Source organism: Dehalogenimonas sp. NIT-SK1 (assembly GCF_055384165.1).
On the sequence record NZ_AP042352.1, the window covers coordinates 1,673,068 to 1,692,973 of the forward strand.

Here is a 19,906-nt window from a genome sequence, read left to right on the forward strand (position 1 = left end):
AGAAATGCAAACAAGCCATATATAGAATTCAACAATCTTAGGCTGTTTTTGATTTTAACAATTTGGCGGCAGATTCAATGTTCTCTTTAGCCTCATTTACCCATTGCTCAACCTCATTCGGCTTGGCAAATTTTAGCACCAACTCTAAATACCTGACCATTTCCAAGGACGAGCGAATGATCTCAATCATGCAAAGGTCGAAAAGTTTATCATCATAAATAGAGGCAATGTTTATGTTATTGTTATGCCCTGAAAGGAAATAACGTTTGGTAAATTTTTGACTGTGTGCAGATTGACACTGGAAATCATAAGCAGCATATATTTCTCGTTCATATTGGCGCATTTCGGACGGTTTGGGTGTTTTACCTTGCTCATATATTATGGCGTTTACTATCTGATTTGAAAGTGGTGTCTCACAACATTTGCATAGTAATAAATCTTCTGTAACCGACCGAGTAACCACCATGGCTTGATTATAAAATCCGTCAATAGTCATCCTAGAAACAGCCGTCATCGAAGTAAAACAACGTGCTAGGAGCAATATCCAGACTAATATTTTGTCGTTACCATCTGTATCAAATTTACCCATGCGATTAAAAGCCATCGTAAAAGCATTCAATAGGTTAGTAAATATTGCGATTTCATCTTTCTTTTCCTTTGAAGTAATTCTTCTGACTTCTTCAACGGCGGTGAAAACACTCGATGGAGTTTCTTTTTTGTTCATAACAGCCAGATTATACCAAATCTATATTTGAAGAAATTCAACCGATCCAAAAGGGTAATGTCTTGCGCCATATCTACTACCCCCTTATAATGGCCTGAGCCAAAAGGACTAGTTAAAATTACCACCTGTGCAATCTTCAAAACTAGTGTATAATTGATTTGCACTAATTCATTCTAGGAATGAGAATATGATTACCAACACTGAAACTGGGCAACATGCTTTATATCAAATCCAATCCAACCATGGTTTTTCAGCCACGCCCCCCCCCACATTATCAAATCCTCTTAGTATCAGTCATCGGTTTCTGGAAATCGCTAACCAGTTTTCAACTATGGATCCGCTCTTGGAGGCTTTCGTCGCTGAAATAAAAGCGCTCATTGGCTGTGACGCAGTTGGAATCAGAGTGCTCGATCAAGAGGGCAATATACCATATAGAGCATATACTGGTTTTTGCCGCGAATTTTATGAAATAGAAACGAAAATTTCCGTTCAATTAGATAAATGTGTGTGCATAGATGTCATCACTGGAAACAGAAATCCATCGATTTCGGAATATTTTTCTAAATATGGCTCTTTCTCCATTGGAAGCATAAAGCGTCATAGAGCAACACATCCACCTATTATCCAATCTGGCGAGAAGAAAATGCGCGGTAACTGTCCAGCATTCGGCTACGATTCACTGACGATGATCCCGATCTTCTATGGGGGTTATGTTCTGGGATTGATTCACATCGCAGATCCGCGGCCAGATGTGGTGTCTTCCGAGAAATTGGGAATCCTCGAAAGAATTGCGATGCAACTCGGCGTCGCGCTTTCAAGAGTGTTAATTGCCCAAGAGATCTTGAACTATAAAGTTACTCTAGAAAACAGGGTAAATGAAAAAACCAAGGAATTACAGCAACTAAACAACAAGTTGAGCAGTGAACTCGTGATTAAGCGGCGTATCACCAATTCATTGATAGCCAGTGAAGAAAAATTTCGCTCACTTTTTCAAAAAGCCTCAGACGCTATTTTTTTACAGCAACCCACGAAAGATTGCCCCGGGAAATTCATTGAGATAAACGAAGCCGCCTGTGAAATGCTTGGGTATACCGAAGCTGAGCTAAAAAATCTAACACCCTCAGATATCGTAGAAATCCAGCCCGATAAACAAAACAATCCAGTCGATGTCTTAAAAAAATTAAAGAAGACACGCTCACTGATAATCAACACCGTGTTTAAAAATAAGGCTGGCTATGGTATACCCATTGAATTACATCTTGGCTATTTTGAACTAAATGGGGAGCCTAGGGTACTAGCAGTTGCCAGAGACCTAACAGAGCGCAATAAGATGCTTGAGTATATAAAATACCAAGCCGCCCTAGTAGACAATGCTAACGAAGCTATTATCTCCTCTGATCCAAATTACATCATAAAAACCTGGAACAAAGCCGCAGAACAACTTTATGGTTGGCTTTCCGATGAGGTCATCGGAAAGCCAGCGCGAGACGTCTTACCAGTGATAAAAATATCTCAGAGTGGCAACCTTAACGAAGAGGCTGACGAATTCGTACAAAATAGGAAATGGCGAGGAGAAATCACCTATCAACGTAAGGATGGATCGCCCATAACTGTGCTAGTATCCAGTATCGCCCTTATGGACGAGGATGGGACAATCACCGGAGCATTAGCTATTCATAACGACATTTCCGAGATCAAGGAGCATGAAGCCACAATACTTAAACATGAAGCAAGGGCCCAAGAGCTTATTAAGGCATATATAGGGGCCCAAGATGAAGAACGCGAATGGCTCTCTTTGGAAATCCACGACCGGGTAACCCAGCCACTGTCAGCGATTTATCATCAATTACAGAGTATTACACCTAAGGCTCAGCGCAATTCCTTAATCACCAAAGGACTCAACCGAGCTATCGAGCTTGCCGATAGGACGATTGATGAAACCCGTAACATGATGAAAGAGCTGTACCCTTATAACTTACAGCGTTACGGTTTATTGAAGCTAATTGAGGAAGAGTTGAATTGGTTCAATCAGGACATCAACTGTGAGTTTCAACATAATATAAATTTGAAGGTTAAATTCGCGTATACCACTAAGAACACACTTTATAGAGTGCTCAATGAGGCGTTATTAAATATAAAAAAACATTCACAGGCAACCCATGTTTTAGTCGACCTGCGAGACGCCGACCAATTTATCACATTAAAAGTGACCGACAACGGCGTCGGGTTTGATATGCATACTATATCAAAAGATCCGGGCGGATTCGTATCGATGCGCCGCCGGACCGAGCTACTAGGCGGCACCTTCAAAGTATACAGCCAACCCGGAAAGGGCACCACAATTATGTCGAGTTTGCCGCACTAATGCCGAAGTCCACAGGCCTCGGCCAAAATACCATTCGGGTTGTTATTGTCGACGACCACGACGTCGTCAGAGAAGGTCTCCGCGCTATCCTTCAGAATGAGCCAGATATTGAAATTATCGGTGAAGCTGGTACAGGCAAGCAGGCGATCGAAAGTGCTAACTCGTTGAAACCAGATGTTATACTCTTGGATGTTAAATTACCCGACATTGACGGTTTTGCGGTTGCCAAGGCTATCTTTGAGGAGGCTCAAACTCAAATTAAAATAATCATGCTTACCGCTTATGGGAGTAACCTTCAGGTAGAAGAAGCCTCGGAATTGGGAGCGCACGGTTTTTTAAGTAAAAACACTAACCGCCATATCCTCATTAACAGTATTAGGGTTGTGAGATATGGCGGAGAGGTACTTCATTACAATAAAAAACCAGAAAAAGCCCATTCGTTTACTGACCAAGAGAATGCAGCTTTGGCTTTGTATTTAGAACACTCTCTGAAGCATCGTGAAAGAGAGATCCTAAATCTAATTGTTAAGGGTTTTACTAACAAAGAAATCTCCCGAAAGCTAGGCTTGTCTGAGGTTACAGTGAAGAAGGCAATCATCGTTATCCTACGAAAGTTGAGTGTTGCCAATCGCACCCAAGCCGCTGTGTTAGCCAATCAACTTGGCTTAGCCTGATACTTACAAGTAGCTTATCAACTCTTACTGAATAAACCCAGCATTACTTATTGTCCTATACCCATTATATATGTCCCGTATCCTTTTGGTCCTTTCTGTATATCATATTATCCCAAAATGAGCTACCCGAAATGCTTAGAAACTCTAGTACTTTAGGACGATGGCAAATTCAACATTTTTCTATACAATCAGTATTATCACGCTGAGTTTGGTGTTGTTCGTTAGGAGGCTCATTATGCAGTCTGACTTCCGGGAGAGACCGGATACCCAATAGAAAACTGAGTAGTAAAAAGGAGAATTATTAATGTCAAAGTTTCACTCTACACTTAGTCGCAGGGCTTTCATGAAAGGGTTAGGACTGGCAGGCGCAGGTATCGGCGCTGCTTCCGTCGCCTCTCCGGTTTTTCAAGACCTAGATGATTTGATGTCTTCTCAGACCTCTCCTAAAAAGGCATGGTGGGTTAAAACAGTGGATAAGCCAACGGTCGAAGTCGATTGGGACGTTACCAAGCGCTACGATAGGCGGAATGTTTTTTTTAATCCTGATGTCACGGCTAAATACTTCCCTAAACAGACGGCAGATGCAAAAGCAGCGGGTGCAGAGTTCAAGAAAAATCAAATGGCAGCCAATGCGCCGGGTTACACTCGGAAAACAAGAGCTTTTTCTGAAGCTTATACCAAGATGATGGGCACCATGACCTCTGCTAATTCGGCTACTTATACTTTTGCTGGAATCACTGGCCCCGGTATAACCAACACTCCCGAAGAGCTGGGCGTGCCTAAGTGGGAAGGAACCCCGGAAGAGAACTCACATCTACTTGCAGCCGCCTCCAGGATTTATGGTGCCATCTTTTCGGGTTTTGCCGAGCTGGACAACGTTTGGAGAAACAAGATCGTCATTTCTCATTCGGCCTTTAAAAACGGACGTATTGTCTACGAGGACGTTGACCTTGGCTACTCAATCAAGGATCCGACGGGGGAGGCGGCTGAGAAGTGGGTTATACCTAACAAGCCTATGTGGGCTGTCGGTTTTGGTGCCGCAGAGTCCCTTTTTGCCCAAAAAGTTGGTCCGTCGGTGACCCCCGGCGCTCATAGTTTCGGGAGAACAGCCGGGAGGAGTACATATGTTGGTTTATTCAATTTGCTGCGGGGGTTGGGTTATCAGTTTTTAGGGACGCCTTCTATGGTACACAATCTCTTTTCCTCAAGCGCCTTGCATATAATGACCGGTAATGCCGAGGCTGCTCGCCAGAACAACTACTCCCTCACCCCGATAGGTGGTCCTCGTTTCCAGTCTGGAGAAAATGGAGTTACCGACCTGCCATTAGCGCCTACCAAGCCAATAGATGCCGGTATGTTCCGCTTCTGCCATTCTTGTGGGAAGTGTGCCGAAGCCTGCCCTACTGAGGCGATATCCTTTGATAAAGAGCCTTCCTGGGAGATACCACTTCTTGGTGGTATGACTGATATCACTCATAATCCTGGCGTGAGAAATTTCTGGCTAGATTGGGCGTTGTGCACTATAGGGCGAAATCAATTAGCAGGTAGATGCGAACTATGCTGGGCTGCGTGTCCTTTCAACGAAGGTAGAGAGGCTGGGGTACACGATATTATTAAGATAATCACAGCTAACACTAGCATCTTCGGTGGCTTCTTTACCGACATGAGCAAGATGTTCGGCTACGGAGTGCGCGAAGGCGAAGCTAAAGAAGATTGGTGGAATGAACCGCAACCAGTCTTCGGAGTTGAGTCCGAGATTTTCGCAAAATACGAGAGGTAAACTAGGCGTTTTTGAATCTTGGTATATTAGGCTAGACTGGGGCGGTGCAATAGCCGCCCCAGTCTAGCCTTCGGGGAAGAGATTACCCTTAAAATTAATATAGAAGCGAACCCACGGACACCCCATTCAGGCTTTAAAAAGGGACATGTTTTCTTTGTCTATCTATATGTCGATGGATGCTGCGTGTCTGGCGCAGACGCAGATGGTCTGTCCCCCGAGACGGGAAGTGATTACTGGAAAAACCGGCTTCGGCTACGATTCATTAATCCGGCGCTCTCAAATTCTGAAAAAGACAGCTTAAACCACGAAGAATGACGTAGCTCTTCTCAGCTGACTTGCCATCAAATCAACTAGGAACTGCGTTTCAGACCGAGTCCGACTCTCCCCCGTCTCCACCAGCTCAAAAGGGTACCCTTTTGGAGCGCATCCCACTGACTGATGTTCTCCGATTCACATTTGATTTAGTCCTCTTGTAGTATATCGGAGATACAATCCATCAACCTCTGTGACGGTATTGTTTTATTTCATCTCTGATCAAAAATCCTCATTTTTATACAATAGGGATAAATTGAACTAGAAAAAAGAAAAGGAGCCCATATCAAAAATCTGGCTCCTTTTTACTTACTTTGCCGTATCTAAATACCAAGATTATTCTGAGATAAACCTTCGTCTATTGCGGTATCGATTACTTGGGTTATATGTTTTTGTGCTTTTTCTGCCATTTCGTCAATTTGTTCCTGAGTTTCCTCAATCTTGTCTATACCATTATCCCAAGCTTGGTCTATTTTTGTTCTTATCAGTCTTCTCGTCCTACTACCGGGGTATGGTGCATAGAGGAGAGCCAGCCCAGAGCCCACGCCAGCACCGACCAGTAACCCCACAACAAAACCACGCACCCTGCTACCTTGGTCGCTCATGATAAACCTCCTTCCGGTAAGATTGATAATTGAATATTATCACTCTAAATAGCATTTGCAGCTAGAAGCTTTTTTGTATAAAGCTAATTATAAACCATGGGTCAAGTAATCTTCGGATAATTATTTATCAATTTACGAATTTCAGCGTCATGTGTTTTCGTAACAATTAGACTCTCTCCCATCGCAGGCAAATAAATATTAATTCTTCTCTCTCAAGATATTAGCATCTATCACAAATGTGAGCATTTAATAGCAGACATCGCGATGATTGTTAAACGGGATAAAGAAGGTATGTAAAAAAATCCTACCAGTTCATAACGTGCCCCTCTTGTCCAATATCAACTACTACAGTGTTAGTGTTTCTAATAGAGCTTGAATCTTCGAAACTTTAATTATGAAGCTTTACCCCTGGGATATAATTAAAATATAGATAAAGCTTTTGAAGGGGGGGGGGTAATGCTAAGATGTATTTTACTGCACGAACAATGCTTGGAAAATGGACAATACGTTTAGTCTTAATTTCAATCGGATTCTTAGCTTTGTTTTTCATCCTCGTTGCAACTGGTCAAAGAGGAGGAGAAACCTTCTTCAGCAATCCCATACTAACAATTCCAATGCTTGTGGTGGGGTTAACTGGTATTGTTGCCTTTTTCACTGGTATTACAAGCTTTTTGACAAAACAAGAACGTTCAATAGGTGTTTTTATTTCAACTCTCTGGGGATTGATAGTTCTTCTTTGGACGGGAGGGGAAATTCTGTTTCCTCATTAGAGGGTAGTAAAAGGGGGAGTAATAATATGGTAAGCATAATTTTAGAAGTAGATATTCCAGAAGATGTTTCTAGCAAATTCGAATCTAAAGATAGAGTTAAGAATTTACTTCAAGACTTTGTTGAGGCAGATGGAGTAACATATTTGAAAGATCTCTTAGAAGAACTTTCTGAAGAGACAAAAAGCGAAGATCTATAGATATAGCAACTCTTTCTTTGTTTAAACAACGTTAACCCCTACAATTCTAATAATTAGCGCACTTCCAGTAGAGTTCGACTCTAAGATTATGTTCTGAAAAGGATCAACCGATGACTACCAAAATATCAAAAACAGCCGATTTATACCTATTAAGAGTTGGCGCAGACACTACGGAACTAGGGGGTGGCTTTTGGAGTCCGATATTTCAAGATAGAAGTTACCTTTTTATACCTATACTAGAAAAAGAAGGAATGCCTACAGATCCGCTAAGTTACCATACTTATAAATGGAATGGCCATTCTGTTGAAGCATATTTACCCGAGCGCGCTAGAATGAAAAAACAGAATTCGTTAGTGCATGACGATCCGGAATTTAGTACATTTACTTATGGTTCTCCACGATATATTAATCACAAGGATGGCAGACGCCAGCAAGAGAAGAATTTCCGTACTCTAAGTAATCTAAAACAAGGCGATATTCTTGCTTTTTATGCGGCTTTTAGGGGATATCCAAATATTTCTGAAATGGACGGATATTACTTCTTTTCCTATTTTGTTGTTCATAGCACCGTTTCATACAGCTCAAGATCAACTGTCATAGCTGAAGACAAGGCAGTAATAGAGAATAACCATCACTATCGACAAATGGATTGGGGTGATCAAATTATTTTAATAGGAAACCCTTTTGAAAGTAAGGTATTAAAGAAAGCGGTATTACTTAGTTCAAAGAATGAAAATAGAGAAAGATCCCAATACTATCCATCAAAAGTATTTAGGAATGAACTAGCTGGATATGATAAAGCACTTAACCTATCATCTATTAGAACTATAGTGAGGGGCAAGGCTGAATCGTTCAAATATTATCTGGATACACAAGGCTTCTAGTATTTTGGATAAAGACCAAAACCCGTTCAAATTGGCTTTATTGGAGAGTAATCATTCGAAGGAATTAAGTATACCTTACAACGGATTTTGGGGGTAAATAATGATAGTTGCACTTACCAAAAGGATCAAAAAGCGAGTCAATGATTACAAAGATGAAATAACAGTATTTGATAAAAAAGGCTCTGCAATCGTTGTAACAAGAGAAGACATTCCGGATTTAATAGAGGCTTTAGTTCAAGTGCATGGTTACCCTGGTCCGAACGGAGTCGAGTGGGATGAAACGAGCTGATAGTTTTTGGGCTATATTTGCATATTCAATTAGTTCGATCGAACAAGAATAACAATGGGTATTGATGTTTATTCGCTAGATGATTGCCAAACCTTGGTGGCGAGAATTCGGCAAACACTATCTAGCACAGGATTTGTGAACAGGATTCAGGATATTCCTAATCAATTCCCATCAAACGATCAAACAATTTTTGAAAATCTCAGCAAGGCTATTTTGTCCAGGCAAGCCAACTGGGCTTCTGTACAAAAAGTACTGCCATCTTTACAAGTTAGTCTGTGCGAATATAACATAGAATCTGTAGCGGCGCTGACAGATATCGATATTGAAACAATTTTTGCTCAATACAAGAGGCAAGTTCAAGCGAGATTCCTTAAAACAGAGCTCTTGGCAATCCGTAATAATGCGAAGACATTTCAAAATATAATGTCTGAACATGGGTCTGTACTAGAGGCAATTAAGAATTATCTATCAGAGAAAGATTTTGATTCTAAATACGGTTGTTATATTCGACCTGATAGTAGTACTTTAATGAGTCGATTTATCAATCCCATTAGCGATTGGAAGCTTGAGTGCGTTGGCTTAGCCATTTGTTCTGAATTCTTTAACAATATAGGCATCGATGATTTCAAGCCAGATGTTCATACAACCAGATTCCTGAATAGAATTAGTCTTGATACCAATAACGTCCGTGTTTCCAAAAAGCCTAGAGATGTTAGGGCGCTAGGATTTACAATTGCGAATACTCTTCATTTATCACGGAAGTATATAGATAATTTGATTTGGCATTTTTGTGCTGATGGAGAAGGCAAGATATGCACAGAGAGACCGCGCTGCAACGTTTGTTTGCTCTTTATTAATGATCCTCGACTTTGTTGTGGCATGACTACTCGAATTAGAAATACCGTTTATTGATAAATTTTCCTTTTTTTACATCTTTGTAGCTAACCTGCCCCCACAATAACTAGTCCAATTTCAGGGTAGGCTGGAAAGCAGAACATCTAACGGCAATCAAGGGGCTGGATAAGCTCCTCTTCCATCTCCCTAACCACCCACTCCATAATCCCCCGGCGTTTCTGGTAGAGTTCGACTCTCCAGATTTCTAGCTATTTCCCCATCATCTCCTCGAGCTTAATTCTCGGCACCAATATCCTTCTTCCAAACCTGAGGCTGGGGATCTTCTTAGTATTAATTAATTCATAGGCTGCACCTTTACTGATTCCTAAACGCTCCGCAACCTCAGAAACCGAAAGAGTCAGTTTATCCTGGTTAAAGACCTGAGCACCTGTTGAAGTGGTGCAAACGAAGTCCATCTTTTGTGAAACGAATCTTTGCTCGTTCACGATTGCTCTAGCAATCATCCTCGCTAGGATTCTCAAACCTTCTCCAAGGTGTTTTGCTGCTTCTTGAGCCTCATCCGAGTTATTGATCGGTAAACCACTAACTCGATACATATCTTCCCCCTTATCTTCATTTCTTTGTCACGTTATAATATGACAATGAGAAACAAAAAACTCGGCAAGTCAGGCTCACCACCATTCCTTCAACTTGAAAGTGCAAAAGGCTTGGTTGGATCTCTCAGACAGATACGGACCGGGAGTAGATCAAGAAAACAGTCTATCTTTGAAATCAAGACGGAACTCAGTCAGTGGATGAAAAACAAAAACTTTGATCCCTTTAGAAGACAGGGAATTGACCTTGCTATTGTCGTGAAAGTGAGTCCTGCAAGATTTAAAAGACAAGATACGGACAATATTGCAAAGGTAATATGTGATGCTCTGAAGCAAAAAGAAGGTGATGACCGCTTCCTTATCGCAGATGACAGCAATATTATCCGATTGTTGGTATGGAAGATTAAGCGACAAGAAGATAAACTTTGGGATACAGATTGCTATGAAATCTCTTTTAGAAAGCATGATGCGAACAAATCCATGGAGTTAATCGAATTAGATACTATTTAAAGATATTAGTTCAAAATAGTAGCTGATTAAAGGTCGTATTAGATTGGAGTTTAAGATGGCGAATAATTATATTGAGGTAATCTTGACCATTGTTTTTGGGTATATAGGAATATTTTCGCTCCTTTTTGCGATTTATATTTTTTATAGAACTCAAATAGAATCAAGCAGAACTCTTTCTTTATTAACTCACCTAATCATCAATGCATCGGCAGATCCAAAGGTCATGCGAAGGCTGATTGATGATTATAATAAGTCTGGTGAGTGGCGTGCGAAGGTTGATCGTAACTCTGAAGGGAAATACCATTTGGATTTCAAACCTGGGTATGACCAAAGGGATCAAATACAAAAATAAAATAGCAACACTTGATTTCCTGATTCATATTTAGGTTTTTTCACTAAGATATTAAACGAACTCATAATGAAGTAACCAGTGGCTTTTTCAGCCCCTCGGTTGTTTCTTTAATCACCAACTCCATAATCCCCCGCGTTTCTGTTAGAGTTCGATTCAACACTCTATATATCCTCACGTTACGAGGGTATAATACTTCCATAACTGCGGCCTTTCCAACAACGGCTGGAATTATTTGGTTTAGTACTGAAGGTGAACCATGAACGAAAATAATGCCAAAGAACAAAGATCTGAACATTGGAATACCAAAAAACTCGTAGAACGAAAACTTACCCATATGCAAGCCTTTCTAGGCAGTCCCTTTCTTAAAGACCAAATTTGGCTAAGCACACAGTGGTTGACGATTATTTTGAGAGCAATCGAAGCTTCTTCTGAGATATTCAATAGAAATATATCTAGAGACATTTTTAAGACTTTCGCTCTCCTAGCAACTAGATGGGTATCTCATAAAGAAGCCATTTTCGACCTCACGACGAATGGGTGGTATGGGGAAACAGCAGCACTTCAAAGAATGATCCTTGAGGTAACTGATAGGATTACTTTTTTCAGTCTATATCCTGAGGAAATTGCCTATTGGTATGAATGGTCATCGGAAGACCCGAAAGGACGGCCCAAAGATTATCATCAAAAAAAACAACGATTCTCCCCAGCCACCATTACGAGAAGAATTCAAGAAAAGGGGTGTGAATCTTTGTGTACCGATTATTCTAGGCTCAGCACTGCAATCCATCCAGATGTGTGGGGCACCAATTACTATTCTCATAGATCAAGTGACTTCAGATCTTCACATATAAATATCGGACCTTTATTTGATGTTAGGAAAGCATTCCAGATTGGCTCCAATTCAAATAGATTGTTGCCTTATCCTGTTAAAGCATTTTTAAGAATTTGTGAAACTGAACGTGCCCCCAAATCAGTTTGGCGTTGGGTTGAAACCAAATACAAAGATTATTATGAGTATTGGGAGCAGGAGATGAAGCTTGATGATATTTCTGATACCTTCTTTGACGAGATAGAAGAGAGGATTGCTAAAGGCGAGTCGCCCGAAATGATTGATAAGGATTTGAAAACACGATATGGAATTCAAAAACCAAACAATATCCAGACTGATTCTGGCTCCTAGGGCAGGAAACTAACAAGAACCAAAGGACGGCTGCGATCGCTCTTCTATTTCCTCAAACACCCAATCCATAATCCCCCGCACTTCCGGTAGAGTTCGATTCTCCAACCGATGAACCGATCAAGAGCTAGGCTGAAATCCAGCCCGAATCTTGTGTTTTATTTATCTGAAGCTATAATACCCTTAAAAAAAGTATAATAATCACAAGAACTACTTAACAACTTATATCACGGGTAGGGACAAGTCAGGTTAGTACCACCTTAAGATATCGCACTGGAGAGGTATTAAAGATGGAAGATGAAGTAGAAAAATATATTGAAAAACAACAGTCACCGCAAAAAGAGATACTGAAAAAGGTTAGAAATCTTATTCTAGAAACCATTCCCGATTGTAACGAAAAAGTTGCTTGGGGTGTTGTGGCATATGCTGGTGGTAAATTTTATATAGCTGCCATGAATAATAGGGTACATGTTGGATTTGCTATAAGTGGATTAAGCGAAGAAGAGATAAATCAGTTTGAAGGTAGTGGGAAAACGATGAGGCACATAAAAATACACTCGTTATCAGACATAGATGATAATAAATTGGTCAAACTAATGAAGATGGTAGACATAAAAGCCTCATGTCCTCCTGACTGGAAAAACTGAATTAATTGGTTGATTCAGTTTTTTGGTGTATCGTGCTTTTTCGTGAAGAACTGGCAGTATATGCTTAGGTGAAACAATTGATCTGCCCCCCAAAACCGAGTCCATTTGATGATAGACTGGGAAAAATGAAAAGGGGGAATCAGATGCCCAAGAAATCGTTCACACCGAAGCAGATTATCAACAAGCTCCAAGAGGCTGAAATCCTCATCAGTCAGGGAGCCTCTCTTGCCACTGTGTGTAAGAAAATTGGAGTTAGCGACTGTACCTATTACCGCCGGCGCCAGGAATACGGCGGTATGCGAGTAGACTAAGCCAAGCAACTGAAGGTGTTGGAGCAAGAAAAAGCTCGCCTTAAGAAGTTGGCGACACCTGAGAAAATCGTAGCAACTTGACATAGAAATGGAATAGAATTAGAATACCCTTAAGGTGTATGGGTGGATATAGAGTTTTCATCGAATCGACTGGCAAATGCTGCGCTGAGTCTGTCGGAAGCTGGCCGTCTTTTTGGTATCCCAATTGGTCGAAAGTATATCCAAAGGTTAGCGGTGTTAAGAGCCACCGATAAATTCAACCAGCTCTTTGGTCTCCAGGCGCTTAAACTGCATCCATTGAAGGGAAACCGTGCTGGACAATATTCTATAACCCTCACCGGAAACTATCGGTTAATTTTTGAAAAACTTAAAGAAGATCAAGTGATCATTGTGGACGTGGAGGATTATCATGGCGATTAACACTACAACATATCCCGATATAGCGATTCCCCCCGGTGAGTATTTACTGGAGGAGATCCAGACTCGTGGTATCTCACAAAAAGAACTCGCTGGGCGCATGCACAGGCCACTAAATGCCATCAATGAGATCATTAACGGCAAGAAGGCCATCACTGCTGAGACCGCTCTGCAGTTAGAGGCTGTCATGCCAGAAATACCGGCACGCTTCTGGTTGAGCCTGGAAACAGACTATCAGCTCACAAAAGTGTTAATCAGCAAACACTCAAAAGCCTAGGCTCCTTGATTGGCCTTGCCCACCCCTCGCTCATCTCTTTAGCAAGCCATTCCAGGATATCTGTTGTTTCAGAGAGAGTTCGACTCTCCCCCGTCTCCACCAGAAACACAGCCGAGCCATTGGGTGAAGAATTCAGTGGAAAGGCTTTACAAGTCTTTACCCGAAAATAAGGCGGGAAAGAAAATAAATGGCTAATTCGAATAATCTAAACCAAATTAACTCCAAAATACCGGCACTTGATGAATTGGTACCCTGTAGAACAGAAACAGCCACTCTGGCGCTGGGCTGATTCTGGGGACCTGACTCCCGGTTCGGGAGTTTAGACGGAGTGCTGCGGACAAGCGTCGGCTATGCCGGCGGGGACAGCGTAAATCCCACCTACCACAACCTGGGAAAGCATACCGAGTCTATACAAGTTGTTTTTGACCCGAGTATAGTTTCCTACGGGCAACTGCTGGAGGTTTTCTGGGCCAGCCACGACCCTACTACTCCGCCCTGGTCCAGGCAGTACATGTCAATCATCTTTTATCACGACCAGGAGCAGAAAAAAGCGGCCCTGGATTCCAAACGGCAAAGGGAAACCAACCTAAGCCGAAAGGTATACACGGAAATAATGCCGTTGACCTCCTTTTATCCGGCTGAAGATTACCACCAGAAATACTACCTGCAGAATGAACCCGATATATTCCGTGAATACAACAGGATATATCCCGATATCAGACAGCTGACCGCGTCAACAGCCGCGGCAAGGGTCAACGGATATGTCAGCGGGTACGGCCAGCTGGAAAAACTTAAACAGCAACTGCCCCGGCTGGGCCTGTCAGCTTCAGGACAAGAGAAACTGGAACGAATCGTCACTAAATTATCAAGCTGAATAGGCTGAGAAAGCGGTTTTTGCAGCAACTATTCATCTACCCAGCCCAAAAGAGTACAATACCAGGGTGACAATACTTGTAATTTTGCTGGTATTAGCCGGACTGACGGTTTTCTATTTCCTGGTGTCAGCCCTGATCGCCAACGGCATGGCCGCTTCCAAGAGAGTGCCGCACCCGGACCTGGGATATCAGGAGGTTCACTTCGGCAACCCTTTTGACCGCACCACGGTCAGCGGCTGGTTAATCCCGGCTGAAACTCAAACTTCAAAGGGAACACTGATAGTCATGCACGGCGGCAAGCAGAACCGGGCTGATGAAACCATCGGTCTTTTACATATGTGCCGGGATGTGGCCGAGTTGGGCTTCAACGTCCTGGCGCTGGACCGTCGGGGCTGCGGTGATTCCGATACCGCCCGGCTGAACGAAAGAACCAAGTCCGACCGGGATTTTCACGGGGCAATTGACTGGGTTCTGCGGCGGAACCCGAGTGAAAAAGTATTCCTGTTCGGGACTTCTTTTGCCGGTGTAGCCGCCCTGATTCATGCCGGCAAAGACCATCGAGTCAGTGGTGTTATTGCCGACAGCAGCTTCAAAAGCAGCCTGGCTATGGCCAAGCGATGCCTGCATGAAACATTCCCGCCATTCAAAATCTTCGCCCATGGCGCGGTGTGGACGGCAGGACCTTTATGCGGGGTCGGTGATGATGACGCCATCGACGCGGTTAAAAGTATAAGATGTCCGGTTCTATTCAGCGGCGGGGAGCTGGATAAAGTTGTTCCTCCGTCCGATGCCAGGGATTTATTGGAAGCTTCCGCCAACCCCCAGGATGAACTGCTGATCGTTGACGGAGCCGGCCATAGTTGCGCTTATCTAGCCGACCGGGAAAATTATATCGCCTGCCTGGATAAGTTCCTGGAGAAGTGCCTCAAGCGGAGTGAAACCTGAAAGGAAATATCAAATAAGACAACATGGGATTCAATAAGAGAACATATAAAAATATCGGTGATTTTTGGGCTGACCTGCTTTTCCCGATTAAAAACCGGCATAAACTGCGTGAGATACGGCAAAAGCGTCTGGTATCAAGCGCTTTCCGCGAAAGGCTCATGCTGGCGGTCACCGCGGTTAACCAGTGCCGATACTGTTCCTACTTTCATGCCCGGCAAGCTTTGAAAAGCGGCGTTCCGCAACAGGATATCAGCAATCTGCTGGCGGGTGAGATTGACGCCTGTCCCCCGGAAGAAGCCCCGGCCCTGGCCTACGCCCAGCATTGGGCGGAAAGCGACAGCAAACCGGACCCGGAAGCAGCGGACAGACTGAGGGCAATATACGGCGAAGATAAGGCAGTGGCTATCAATCTGCTGCTGCGCATGATTCGGCTGGGAAACCTGACAGGCAATTTTTTCGACTACCTGCTTTACAAGGTTTCTTTCAGCAGGCGCGGCTATTAGCCTGAACTATGGCGCGCCGACTTTTTAATTTCGGTATTTAATGAACCCGTAACAGTAAACAAACGAAATAATCATTTCCCAAAGGTTCAGATAATTCCCTAAAAGTTCTTTGAGTTCCGCATAATTTGTGCTATTTTTATACTATTAACGATATTCGGAGGAATTTGATGGCCGATGTCTTCCAGAAACTGAAAGGATTCAACATGATTATGGGCGGAATTCACCTGGCGCAGAGCGTGATAATGCTGCTGCTGGCGACAACGGTCATCCAAACAATAAATGAATTCAAACCGGTCATAACCCAGTTCTATCTCACCTACAATACAACCACTAATTCACTGGAAACCGCCAGCCGGGAACTTTTCCAGCTGCCGTTCGGCGTGCTGGTGGCCTGTTTCCTGTTAATATCAGCTGTTGCGCACGGCCTGATTGTACTGAACAGCAAGAAATATTTCAGCGACCTGCAAAAGGGCATCAATAAGTTCCGATGGTTTGAGTACGCTCTCAGCTCATCGATCATGATCGTGTTGATTGCCACTTTATTCGGAATATATGACATCGGCTCGCTGGTTTTGATCTTCGCCGTCAACGCGGCGATGAACCTTTTCGGACTTACCATGGAACAGCTCAATTCCGGCGCTGATAAGACCCGGGTCAACTGGGGACCGTTCATCTGGGGCTCTATAGCCGGGCTGGCTCCCTGGATAGTCATTCTCATTTACATGTTCGGCACCGGCAACTTTGACATGGTGCCGTGGTTTGTCTGGGCCATAGTGGGTACCTATTTTGTGGCTTTCAATGCCTTCCCGGTGAATATGATTCTGCAGTACAAGCGGATCGGAAAATGGAAGGACTATTTATACGGTGAACGAACCTATATTGTCCTTAGCCTGGTAGCCAAGTCCATCCTGGCCTGGCTGGTGCTTTTCGGCGCTATGCAGCCATAGGACCCCACACAATCCAAGGTTTTTAAACCCCTAACGCCGGCTCAAAAGCCGGCGTTTCTGTTTCGCCTCAAAATCTTCATATTTTGGGTATTGACAAGGACTAATTCAAGGTATATTATGAACTTATGCTCATTATACAAGACTATAGAAGCTTCCCGGCTACTCGCCGGAACTTAAAGGAACAAGGAGGTGAATGAAATGTTTGGACGCAATTTTATCAGAGCGGGCCAGCAAAGAGGCGCCGGATTCGGTTTCAGGGGCACCTCCCCGCCATGGCCTTACGTCGGCCGGGGCAGAGGCGGATTGCCCAGATGCGCTTATTACGGTGGAGATCCAAGTACTGCGTCACCGCAAACCTTCTCCCGTGATGAAGAATTAAACACGCTGAAAACCCAGACCGAAGTCCTTAAAAAGGAACTGGCCAACATGGAAGCCAGGATGCAGGAACTGCAGAAAGATAACTAAACAGGGTTGGTACAACCCGGAAAGACAATAAAATGAAAATAGCGATTACCGCCCAAAACCCGGACCTGAATTCAGATGTTGACCCCCGTTTTGGCCGCTGCGGATACCTGATACTGCTTGACCCGGAAACAATGGACTACGAGGCGATTGAAAACACCAGCGCCGATGCATCCGGCGGCGCCGGTGTCGCCGCTGCTCAGCTGGTTGCCGGCAAAGGAGCCCAGGCGCTGCTGACTGGCAACTGCGGCCCCAAAGCCTACCGGGCGCTGTCTGCCGCCGGAATCAAGGTAATGACCGGAGTAGGCGGCAAGATTAAGGATGCCATAGAGAGCTACAACAAAGGGGAACTGACCGAAAGCACACAGGCCAACGTGGCCGAACATTTCGGTAACGGCGGCGGCGGATTTCACCGCGGAGCTGTAACAAAATAAAAAAGGAGGTTTTATTATGCCTAGAGGAGATGGAACAGGTCCTCCAAGAGGATCAGTCGGCAGAGGCGGCAGGATGGCGGGTTCCCGGGCCGGTGCCGGTCCCGGCGGCAATTGTGTCTGCCCAAAATGCGGCGCCAAATCACCCCATACCCAGGCCAATCCCTGTTACAACCTGATCTGTCCGAAATGCGGTACCAAGATGGTGAGGGAATGATAATTGTTGTACTGAACAAGAGGAAAAAGTATTGATTATCTCCGTCGCCAGCGGTAAAGGCGGCACCGGAAAAACAATGGTAGCCACCAGTTTGGCTATCGCACTGGCGGAAACCTGTCCGATACAGCTCCTTGACTGTGACGTTGAAGAGCCTAACAGCCATATCTTTATTAAACCACGTTTTACCAAAACCCAGGCCGTCAATATACCGGTACCAAAAATAGATGAAACCAAGTGCCGTATCTGCGGTAAATGCGCTGAGGTCTGTGCCTACCACGCGCTGGCCGCTTTCCCGGGGCAGGTCCTGGTTTTCCCGGAATTGTGCCACGGCTGCGGCGCCTGCAGCTATTTGTGTCCTGAAAAAGCCATTACGGAAGAAAACCGGCAAATCGGCAGTATTGAATCAGGCATGGCAGGCAGTATCAGTTTTGTCCAGGGAAAGCTGAACATTGGCGAAGCCATGCCCTCACCGGTGATACGGGCGGTGAGGGCAGCTGCTGTGCCGGCCAACGGCACCGTTATCATTGATTCGCCTCCCGGCACTTCTTGTCCGATGGTAGAGTCAGTCCAGGGAAGCGATTTCTGCCTGCTGGTAACCGAACCGACACCCTTTGGACTAAACGACTTGAAACTGGCCGCGGCCACGGTTAGGCAGCTGGGCATACCCTGCGGCATTGTTCTCAACCGTGCCGGTATCGGCGACGGTCAAACCGAAGAGTACTGCCGCCGCGAGCGCATACCCATAATGCTGACCATACCGCTGGACGCCGAGATAGCCGGTCTATATTCGCGCGGAAAACCGCTGGTAACGGCTATAAACGGTTATAAAACCAAATTTATTGAACTATTTGACCGCATTGGAGAAAAACTGTGAAAGAAGTGGTTATCCTCAGCGGTAAAGGCGGAACCGGCAAAACCAGCATCGTCGGCTCCTTCGCCGCCATCGCCCACGATAAAGTGATGGCCGACTGCGATGTGGACGCTGCCGATTTGCACCTGCTGCTTAAACCCGAGACTACAGAAAGACATGAGTTCCGCAGCGGACAAGTTGCCGTGATTGATAAAAATATATGCACCGAATGCGGTTTGTGCCGGGATTTATGCCGTTTTGAAGCCATTAGCGCCAACACGGTGGATCCCGTTGCCTGTGAGGGCTGCGGTTTTTGTTTTCACCTTTGCCAGATTGGGGCTATCAGTATGCGGGAATGCCAGGCGGGAGAATGGTTTGTTTCCGATACCAGACACGGACCAATGGTTCACGCCAGACTGGGCATAACCCAGGAGAATTCCGGTAAATTAGTAGCGCTGGTAAGGCGACAGGCCAAAAACCTGGCCCATGAAAAAAGTCTGGAGTACATAATTATCGACGGACCGCCCGGCATAGGCTGTCCGGTTATTTCTTCATTATCCGGGGTAAACCTGGCCCTGATCATTACTGAACCAACCCTGTCCGGCATTCATGACATGGAGAGGATAATTGGGGTCTGTGAGCATTTTGAGGTGCCGGCCATGGTCTGCGTTAATAAATATGACATTAATGAGGAAAACACCCGGACTATTTTGGAATACTGCAAGGCTCGCGGGGTAACCGCCGAAACCTTGATTCCTTTTGATAATGTTTTCACCGAGGCTATGATCAGCGGTAAATCCGTGGTGGAATATAGTGATTGCCGGGTTGCCGTTGAGATTAATAATCTTTGGCAAAAAGTATTAAGCAAACTTGATGAAACGCCGGCTGCCGTCTGAAAATGCCGGGTTGATTAAAAGAACAATGAGGCGAAAAATGA

Annotated in this window: 25 protein-coding genes and 2 pseudogenes; 24 read left to right on the forward strand and 3 right to left on the reverse strand. The window is 44.2% G+C overall.

The window, feature by feature from the left end; all coding sequences use genetic code 11:
• Positions 1–37 precede the first annotated feature (37 nt).
• Positions 38–724, reverse strand: a complete 687-nt coding sequence (locus tag ACZ48S_RS08725; RefSeq protein ID WP_464212688.1) for a hypothetical protein — start codon at positions 722–724, stop codon at positions 38–40.
• Positions 725–911: 187 nt separating this feature from the next.
• Between ACZ48S_RS08725 and ACZ48S_RS08730 the strand changes: the two genes are divergently transcribed.
• The 3 genes from ACZ48S_RS08730 to ACZ48S_RS08740 all read left to right on the forward strand — a co-directional run bounded on the left by ACZ48S_RS08730 (position 912) and on the right by ACZ48S_RS08740 (position 5,543).
• The gene (locus tag ACZ48S_RS08730; RefSeq protein WP_464212690.1) at positions 912–3,089 is read left to right on the forward strand and encodes a PAS domain S-box protein; all 2,178 of its coding nucleotides are present in this window, start codon (positions 912–914) and stop codon (positions 3,087–3,089) included.
• Positions 3,089–3,763, forward strand: coding sequence for a response regulator (locus tag ACZ48S_RS08735; RefSeq protein ID WP_464212692.1), 675 nt, complete (start codon positions 3,089–3,091; stop codon positions 3,761–3,763). Before ACZ48S_RS08730 ends, ACZ48S_RS08735 begins: the two co-directional genes overlap by 1 nt.
• 304 nt (positions 3,764–4,067) lie before the next feature.
• Positions 4,068–5,543: a reductive dehalogenase gene (locus tag ACZ48S_RS08740; RefSeq protein WP_464212694.1), complete on the forward strand. Its 1,476-nt coding sequence runs from the start codon at positions 4,068–4,070 to the stop codon at positions 5,541–5,543.
• A 635-nt stretch (positions 5,544–6,178) separates the two neighbouring features.
• Here the strand turns inward: ACZ48S_RS08740 and ACZ48S_RS08745 are convergent.
• Positions 6,179–6,460 carry a YtxH domain-containing protein gene (locus ACZ48S_RS08745; RefSeq protein WP_464212696.1) on the reverse strand — a complete coding sequence of 94 codons (282 nt, stop codon included), beginning with the start codon at positions 6,458–6,460 and terminating at the stop codon, positions 6,179–6,181.
• 464 nt (positions 6,461–6,924) lie between these two features.
• Here ACZ48S_RS08745 and ACZ48S_RS08750 point away from each other — a divergent pair, with 464 nt between their 5' ends.
• The 5 genes from ACZ48S_RS08750 to ACZ48S_RS08770 all read left to right on the forward strand — a co-directional run bounded on the left by ACZ48S_RS08750 (position 6,925) and on the right by ACZ48S_RS08770 (position 9,512).
• Positions 6,925–7,230, forward strand: a complete 306-nt coding sequence (locus ACZ48S_RS08750) for a hypothetical protein (protein ID WP_464212698.1) — start codon at positions 6,925–6,927, stop codon at positions 7,228–7,230.
• 26 nt (positions 7,231–7,256) lie between these two features.
• Entirely contained in the window at positions 7,257–7,427 is a 171-nt protein-coding gene (locus ACZ48S_RS08755) for a hypothetical protein (RefSeq protein ID WP_464212700.1), read from the forward strand.
• Positions 7,428–7,537: 110 nt separating this feature from the next.
• Entirely contained in the window at positions 7,538–8,311 is a 774-nt protein-coding gene (locus ACZ48S_RS08760) for an Nmad3 family putative nucleotide modification protein (protein WP_464212702.1), read from the forward strand.
• Between the two features lie 100 nt (positions 8,312–8,411).
• Entirely contained in the window at positions 8,412–8,600 is a 189-nt protein-coding gene (locus tag ACZ48S_RS08765; protein ID WP_464212704.1) for a hypothetical protein, read from the forward strand.
• Positions 8,601–8,654: 54 nt separating this feature from the next.
• Entirely contained in the window at positions 8,655–9,512 is an 858-nt protein-coding gene (locus ACZ48S_RS08770) for a DNA-3-methyladenine glycosylase I (RefSeq protein WP_464212707.1), read from the forward strand.
• Between the two features lie 191 nt (positions 9,513–9,703).
• On the opposite strand, the gene ACZ48S_RS08775 is transcribed toward ACZ48S_RS08770, so the two are convergent.
• On the reverse strand, positions 9,704–10,051 hold the full coding sequence (locus ACZ48S_RS08775) for a helix-turn-helix domain-containing protein (protein ID WP_464212709.1): 348 nt from the start codon (positions 10,049–10,051) through the stop codon (positions 9,704–9,706).
• A 45-nt stretch (positions 10,052–10,096) separates the two neighbouring features.
• Here ACZ48S_RS08775 and ACZ48S_RS08780 point away from each other — a divergent pair, with 45 nt between their 5' ends.
• The 16 genes and pseudogenes from ACZ48S_RS08780 (at position 10,097) to ACZ48S_RS08855 (ending at position 19,865) form a co-directional block, all read left to right on the forward strand.
• The gene (locus tag ACZ48S_RS08780) at positions 10,097–10,558 is read left to right on the forward strand and encodes a RusA family crossover junction endodeoxyribonuclease (RefSeq protein ID WP_464212711.1); all 462 of its coding nucleotides are present in this window, start codon (positions 10,097–10,099) and stop codon (positions 10,556–10,558) included.
• A gap of 55 nt (positions 10,559–10,613) precedes the next feature.
• The gene (locus ACZ48S_RS08785) at positions 10,614–10,910 is read left to right on the forward strand and encodes a hypothetical protein (RefSeq protein WP_464212713.1); all 297 of its coding nucleotides are present in this window, start codon (positions 10,614–10,616) and stop codon (positions 10,908–10,910) included.
• A 256-nt stretch (positions 10,911–11,166) separates the two neighbouring features.
• Positions 11,167–12,090: a hypothetical protein gene (locus tag ACZ48S_RS08790; protein WP_464212715.1), complete on the forward strand. Its 924-nt coding sequence runs from the start codon at positions 11,167–11,169 to the stop codon at positions 12,088–12,090.
• 287 nt (positions 12,091–12,377) lie between these two features.
• Positions 12,378–12,734, forward strand: a complete 357-nt coding sequence (locus ACZ48S_RS08795; RefSeq protein ID WP_464212717.1) for a DUF1801 domain-containing protein — start codon at positions 12,378–12,380, stop codon at positions 12,732–12,734.
• Between the two features lie 143 nt (positions 12,735–12,877).
• Positions 12,878–13,042: pseudogene (locus ACZ48S_RS08800) on the forward strand (transposase); the annotation flags it as partial.
• 126 nt (positions 13,043–13,168) lie between these two features.
• The gene (locus ACZ48S_RS08805) at positions 13,169–13,465 is read left to right on the forward strand and encodes a type II toxin-antitoxin system RelE/ParE family toxin (RefSeq protein ID WP_464212719.1); all 297 of its coding nucleotides are present in this window, start codon (positions 13,169–13,171) and stop codon (positions 13,463–13,465) included.
• Complete coding sequence (locus ACZ48S_RS08810; RefSeq protein ID WP_464212721.1) at positions 13,455–13,739, forward strand: HigA family addiction module antitoxin; 285 nt, start codon at positions 13,455–13,457, stop codon at positions 13,737–13,739. The genes ACZ48S_RS08805 and ACZ48S_RS08810 overlap by 11 nt, the downstream gene beginning before the upstream one ends.
• 301 nt (positions 13,740–14,040) lie before the next feature.
• Positions 14,041–14,613: pseudogene (locus ACZ48S_RS08815) on the forward strand (peptide-methionine (S)-S-oxide reductase MsrA); the annotation flags it as partial.
• A 67-nt stretch (positions 14,614–14,680) separates the two neighbouring features.
• Positions 14,681–15,559 (forward strand): alpha/beta hydrolase, encoded by an 879-nt coding sequence (locus ACZ48S_RS08820; protein ID WP_464212723.1) that lies wholly within the window; start codon positions 14,681–14,683, stop codon positions 15,557–15,559.
• A gap of 23 nt (positions 15,560–15,582) precedes the next feature.
• Positions 15,583–16,062: a carboxymuconolactone decarboxylase family protein gene (locus ACZ48S_RS08825; protein WP_464212725.1), complete on the forward strand. Its 480-nt coding sequence runs from the start codon at positions 15,583–15,585 to the stop codon at positions 16,060–16,062.
• A 167-nt stretch (positions 16,063–16,229) separates the two neighbouring features.
• Positions 16,230–17,009, forward strand: coding sequence for a heliorhodopsin HeR (heR, locus tag ACZ48S_RS08830; RefSeq protein ID WP_464212727.1), 780 nt, complete (start codon positions 16,230–16,232; stop codon positions 17,007–17,009).
• 198 nt (positions 17,010–17,207) lie between these two features.
• On the forward strand, positions 17,208–17,474 hold the full coding sequence (locus ACZ48S_RS08835; protein ID WP_464212729.1) for a DUF5320 domain-containing protein: 267 nt from the start codon (positions 17,208–17,210) through the stop codon (positions 17,472–17,474).
• 32 nt (positions 17,475–17,506) lie between these two features.
• Positions 17,507–17,905: a NifB/NifX family molybdenum-iron cluster-binding protein gene (locus ACZ48S_RS08840; protein ID WP_464212731.1), complete on the forward strand. Its 399-nt coding sequence runs from the start codon at positions 17,507–17,509 to the stop codon at positions 17,903–17,905.
• Between the two features lie 16 nt (positions 17,906–17,921).
• Positions 17,922–18,119 carry a hypothetical protein gene (locus ACZ48S_RS08845; protein WP_464212733.1) on the forward strand — a complete coding sequence of 66 codons (198 nt, stop codon included), beginning with the start codon at positions 17,922–17,924 and terminating at the stop codon, positions 18,117–18,119.
• Positions 18,120–18,150: 31 nt separating this feature from the next.
• Positions 18,151–18,993 (forward strand): ATP-binding protein, encoded by an 843-nt coding sequence (locus tag ACZ48S_RS08850; RefSeq protein ID WP_464212735.1) that lies wholly within the window; start codon positions 18,151–18,153, stop codon positions 18,991–18,993.
• Positions 18,990–19,865 (forward strand): ATP-binding protein, encoded by an 876-nt coding sequence (locus ACZ48S_RS08855; RefSeq protein WP_464212737.1) that lies wholly within the window; start codon positions 18,990–18,992, stop codon positions 19,863–19,865. Before ACZ48S_RS08850 ends, ACZ48S_RS08855 begins: the two co-directional genes overlap by 4 nt.
• Positions 19,866–19,906: the final 41 nt, after the last annotated feature.

What these genes read in the sequence shown, in the direction of transcription:
- ACZ48S_RS08725 (WP_464212688.1), bottom strand. Translation starts at nt 724, where the DNA reads ATGAACAAAAAAGAAACTCCATCGAGTGTTTTCACCGCCGTTGAAGAA.
- ACZ48S_RS08730 (WP_464212690.1), top strand. Translation starts at nt 912, where the DNA reads ATGATTACCAACACTGAAACTGGGCAACATGCTTTATATCAAATCCAA.
- ACZ48S_RS08735 (WP_464212692.1), top strand. Translation starts at nt 3,089, where the DNA reads ATGCCGAAGTCCACAGGCCTCGGCCAAAATACCATTCGGGTTGTTATT.
- ACZ48S_RS08740 (WP_464212694.1), top strand. Translation starts at nt 4,068, where the DNA reads ATGTCAAAGTTTCACTCTACACTTAGTCGCAGGGCTTTCATGAAAGGG.
- ACZ48S_RS08745 (WP_464212696.1), bottom strand. Translation starts at nt 6,460, where the DNA reads ATGAGCGACCAAGGTAGCAGGGTGCGTGGTTTTGTTGTGGGGTTACTG.
- ACZ48S_RS08750 (WP_464212698.1), top strand. Translation starts at nt 6,925, where the DNA reads ATGTATTTTACTGCACGAACAATGCTTGGAAAATGGACAATACGTTTA.
- ACZ48S_RS08755 (WP_464212700.1), top strand. Translation starts at nt 7,257, where the DNA reads ATGGTAAGCATAATTTTAGAAGTAGATATTCCAGAAGATGTTTCTAGC.
- ACZ48S_RS08760 (WP_464212702.1), top strand. Translation starts at nt 7,538, where the DNA reads ATGACTACCAAAATATCAAAAACAGCCGATTTATACCTATTAAGAGTT.
- ACZ48S_RS08765 (WP_464212704.1), top strand. Translation starts at nt 8,412, where the DNA reads ATGATAGTTGCACTTACCAAAAGGATCAAAAAGCGAGTCAATGATTAC.
- ACZ48S_RS08770 (WP_464212707.1), top strand. Translation starts at nt 8,655, where the DNA reads ATGGGTATTGATGTTTATTCGCTAGATGATTGCCAAACCTTGGTGGCG.
- ACZ48S_RS08775 (WP_464212709.1), bottom strand. Translation starts at nt 10,051, where the DNA reads ATGTATCGAGTTAGTGGTTTACCGATCAATAACTCGGATGAGGCTCAA.
- ACZ48S_RS08780 (WP_464212711.1), top strand. Translation starts at nt 10,097, where the DNA reads ATGAGAAACAAAAAACTCGGCAAGTCAGGCTCACCACCATTCCTTCAA.
- ACZ48S_RS08785 (WP_464212713.1), top strand. Translation starts at nt 10,614, where the DNA reads ATGGCGAATAATTATATTGAGGTAATCTTGACCATTGTTTTTGGGTAT.
- ACZ48S_RS08790 (WP_464212715.1), top strand. Translation starts at nt 11,167, where the DNA reads ATGAACGAAAATAATGCCAAAGAACAAAGATCTGAACATTGGAATACC.
- ACZ48S_RS08795 (WP_464212717.1), top strand. Translation starts at nt 12,378, where the DNA reads ATGGAAGATGAAGTAGAAAAATATATTGAAAAACAACAGTCACCGCAA.
- ACZ48S_RS08810 (WP_464212721.1), top strand. Translation starts at nt 13,455, where the DNA reads ATGGCGATTAACACTACAACATATCCCGATATAGCGATTCCCCCCGGT.
- ACZ48S_RS08825 (WP_464212725.1), top strand. Translation starts at nt 15,583, where the DNA reads ATGGGATTCAATAAGAGAACATATAAAAATATCGGTGATTTTTGGGCT.
- heR (WP_464212727.1), top strand. Translation starts at nt 16,230, where the DNA reads ATGGCCGATGTCTTCCAGAAACTGAAAGGATTCAACATGATTATGGGC.
- ACZ48S_RS08835 (WP_464212729.1), top strand. Translation starts at nt 17,208, where the DNA reads ATGTTTGGACGCAATTTTATCAGAGCGGGCCAGCAAAGAGGCGCCGGA.
- ACZ48S_RS08840 (WP_464212731.1), top strand. Translation starts at nt 17,507, where the DNA reads ATGAAAATAGCGATTACCGCCCAAAACCCGGACCTGAATTCAGATGTT.
- ACZ48S_RS08845 (WP_464212733.1), top strand. Translation starts at nt 17,922, where the DNA reads ATGCCTAGAGGAGATGGAACAGGTCCTCCAAGAGGATCAGTCGGCAGA.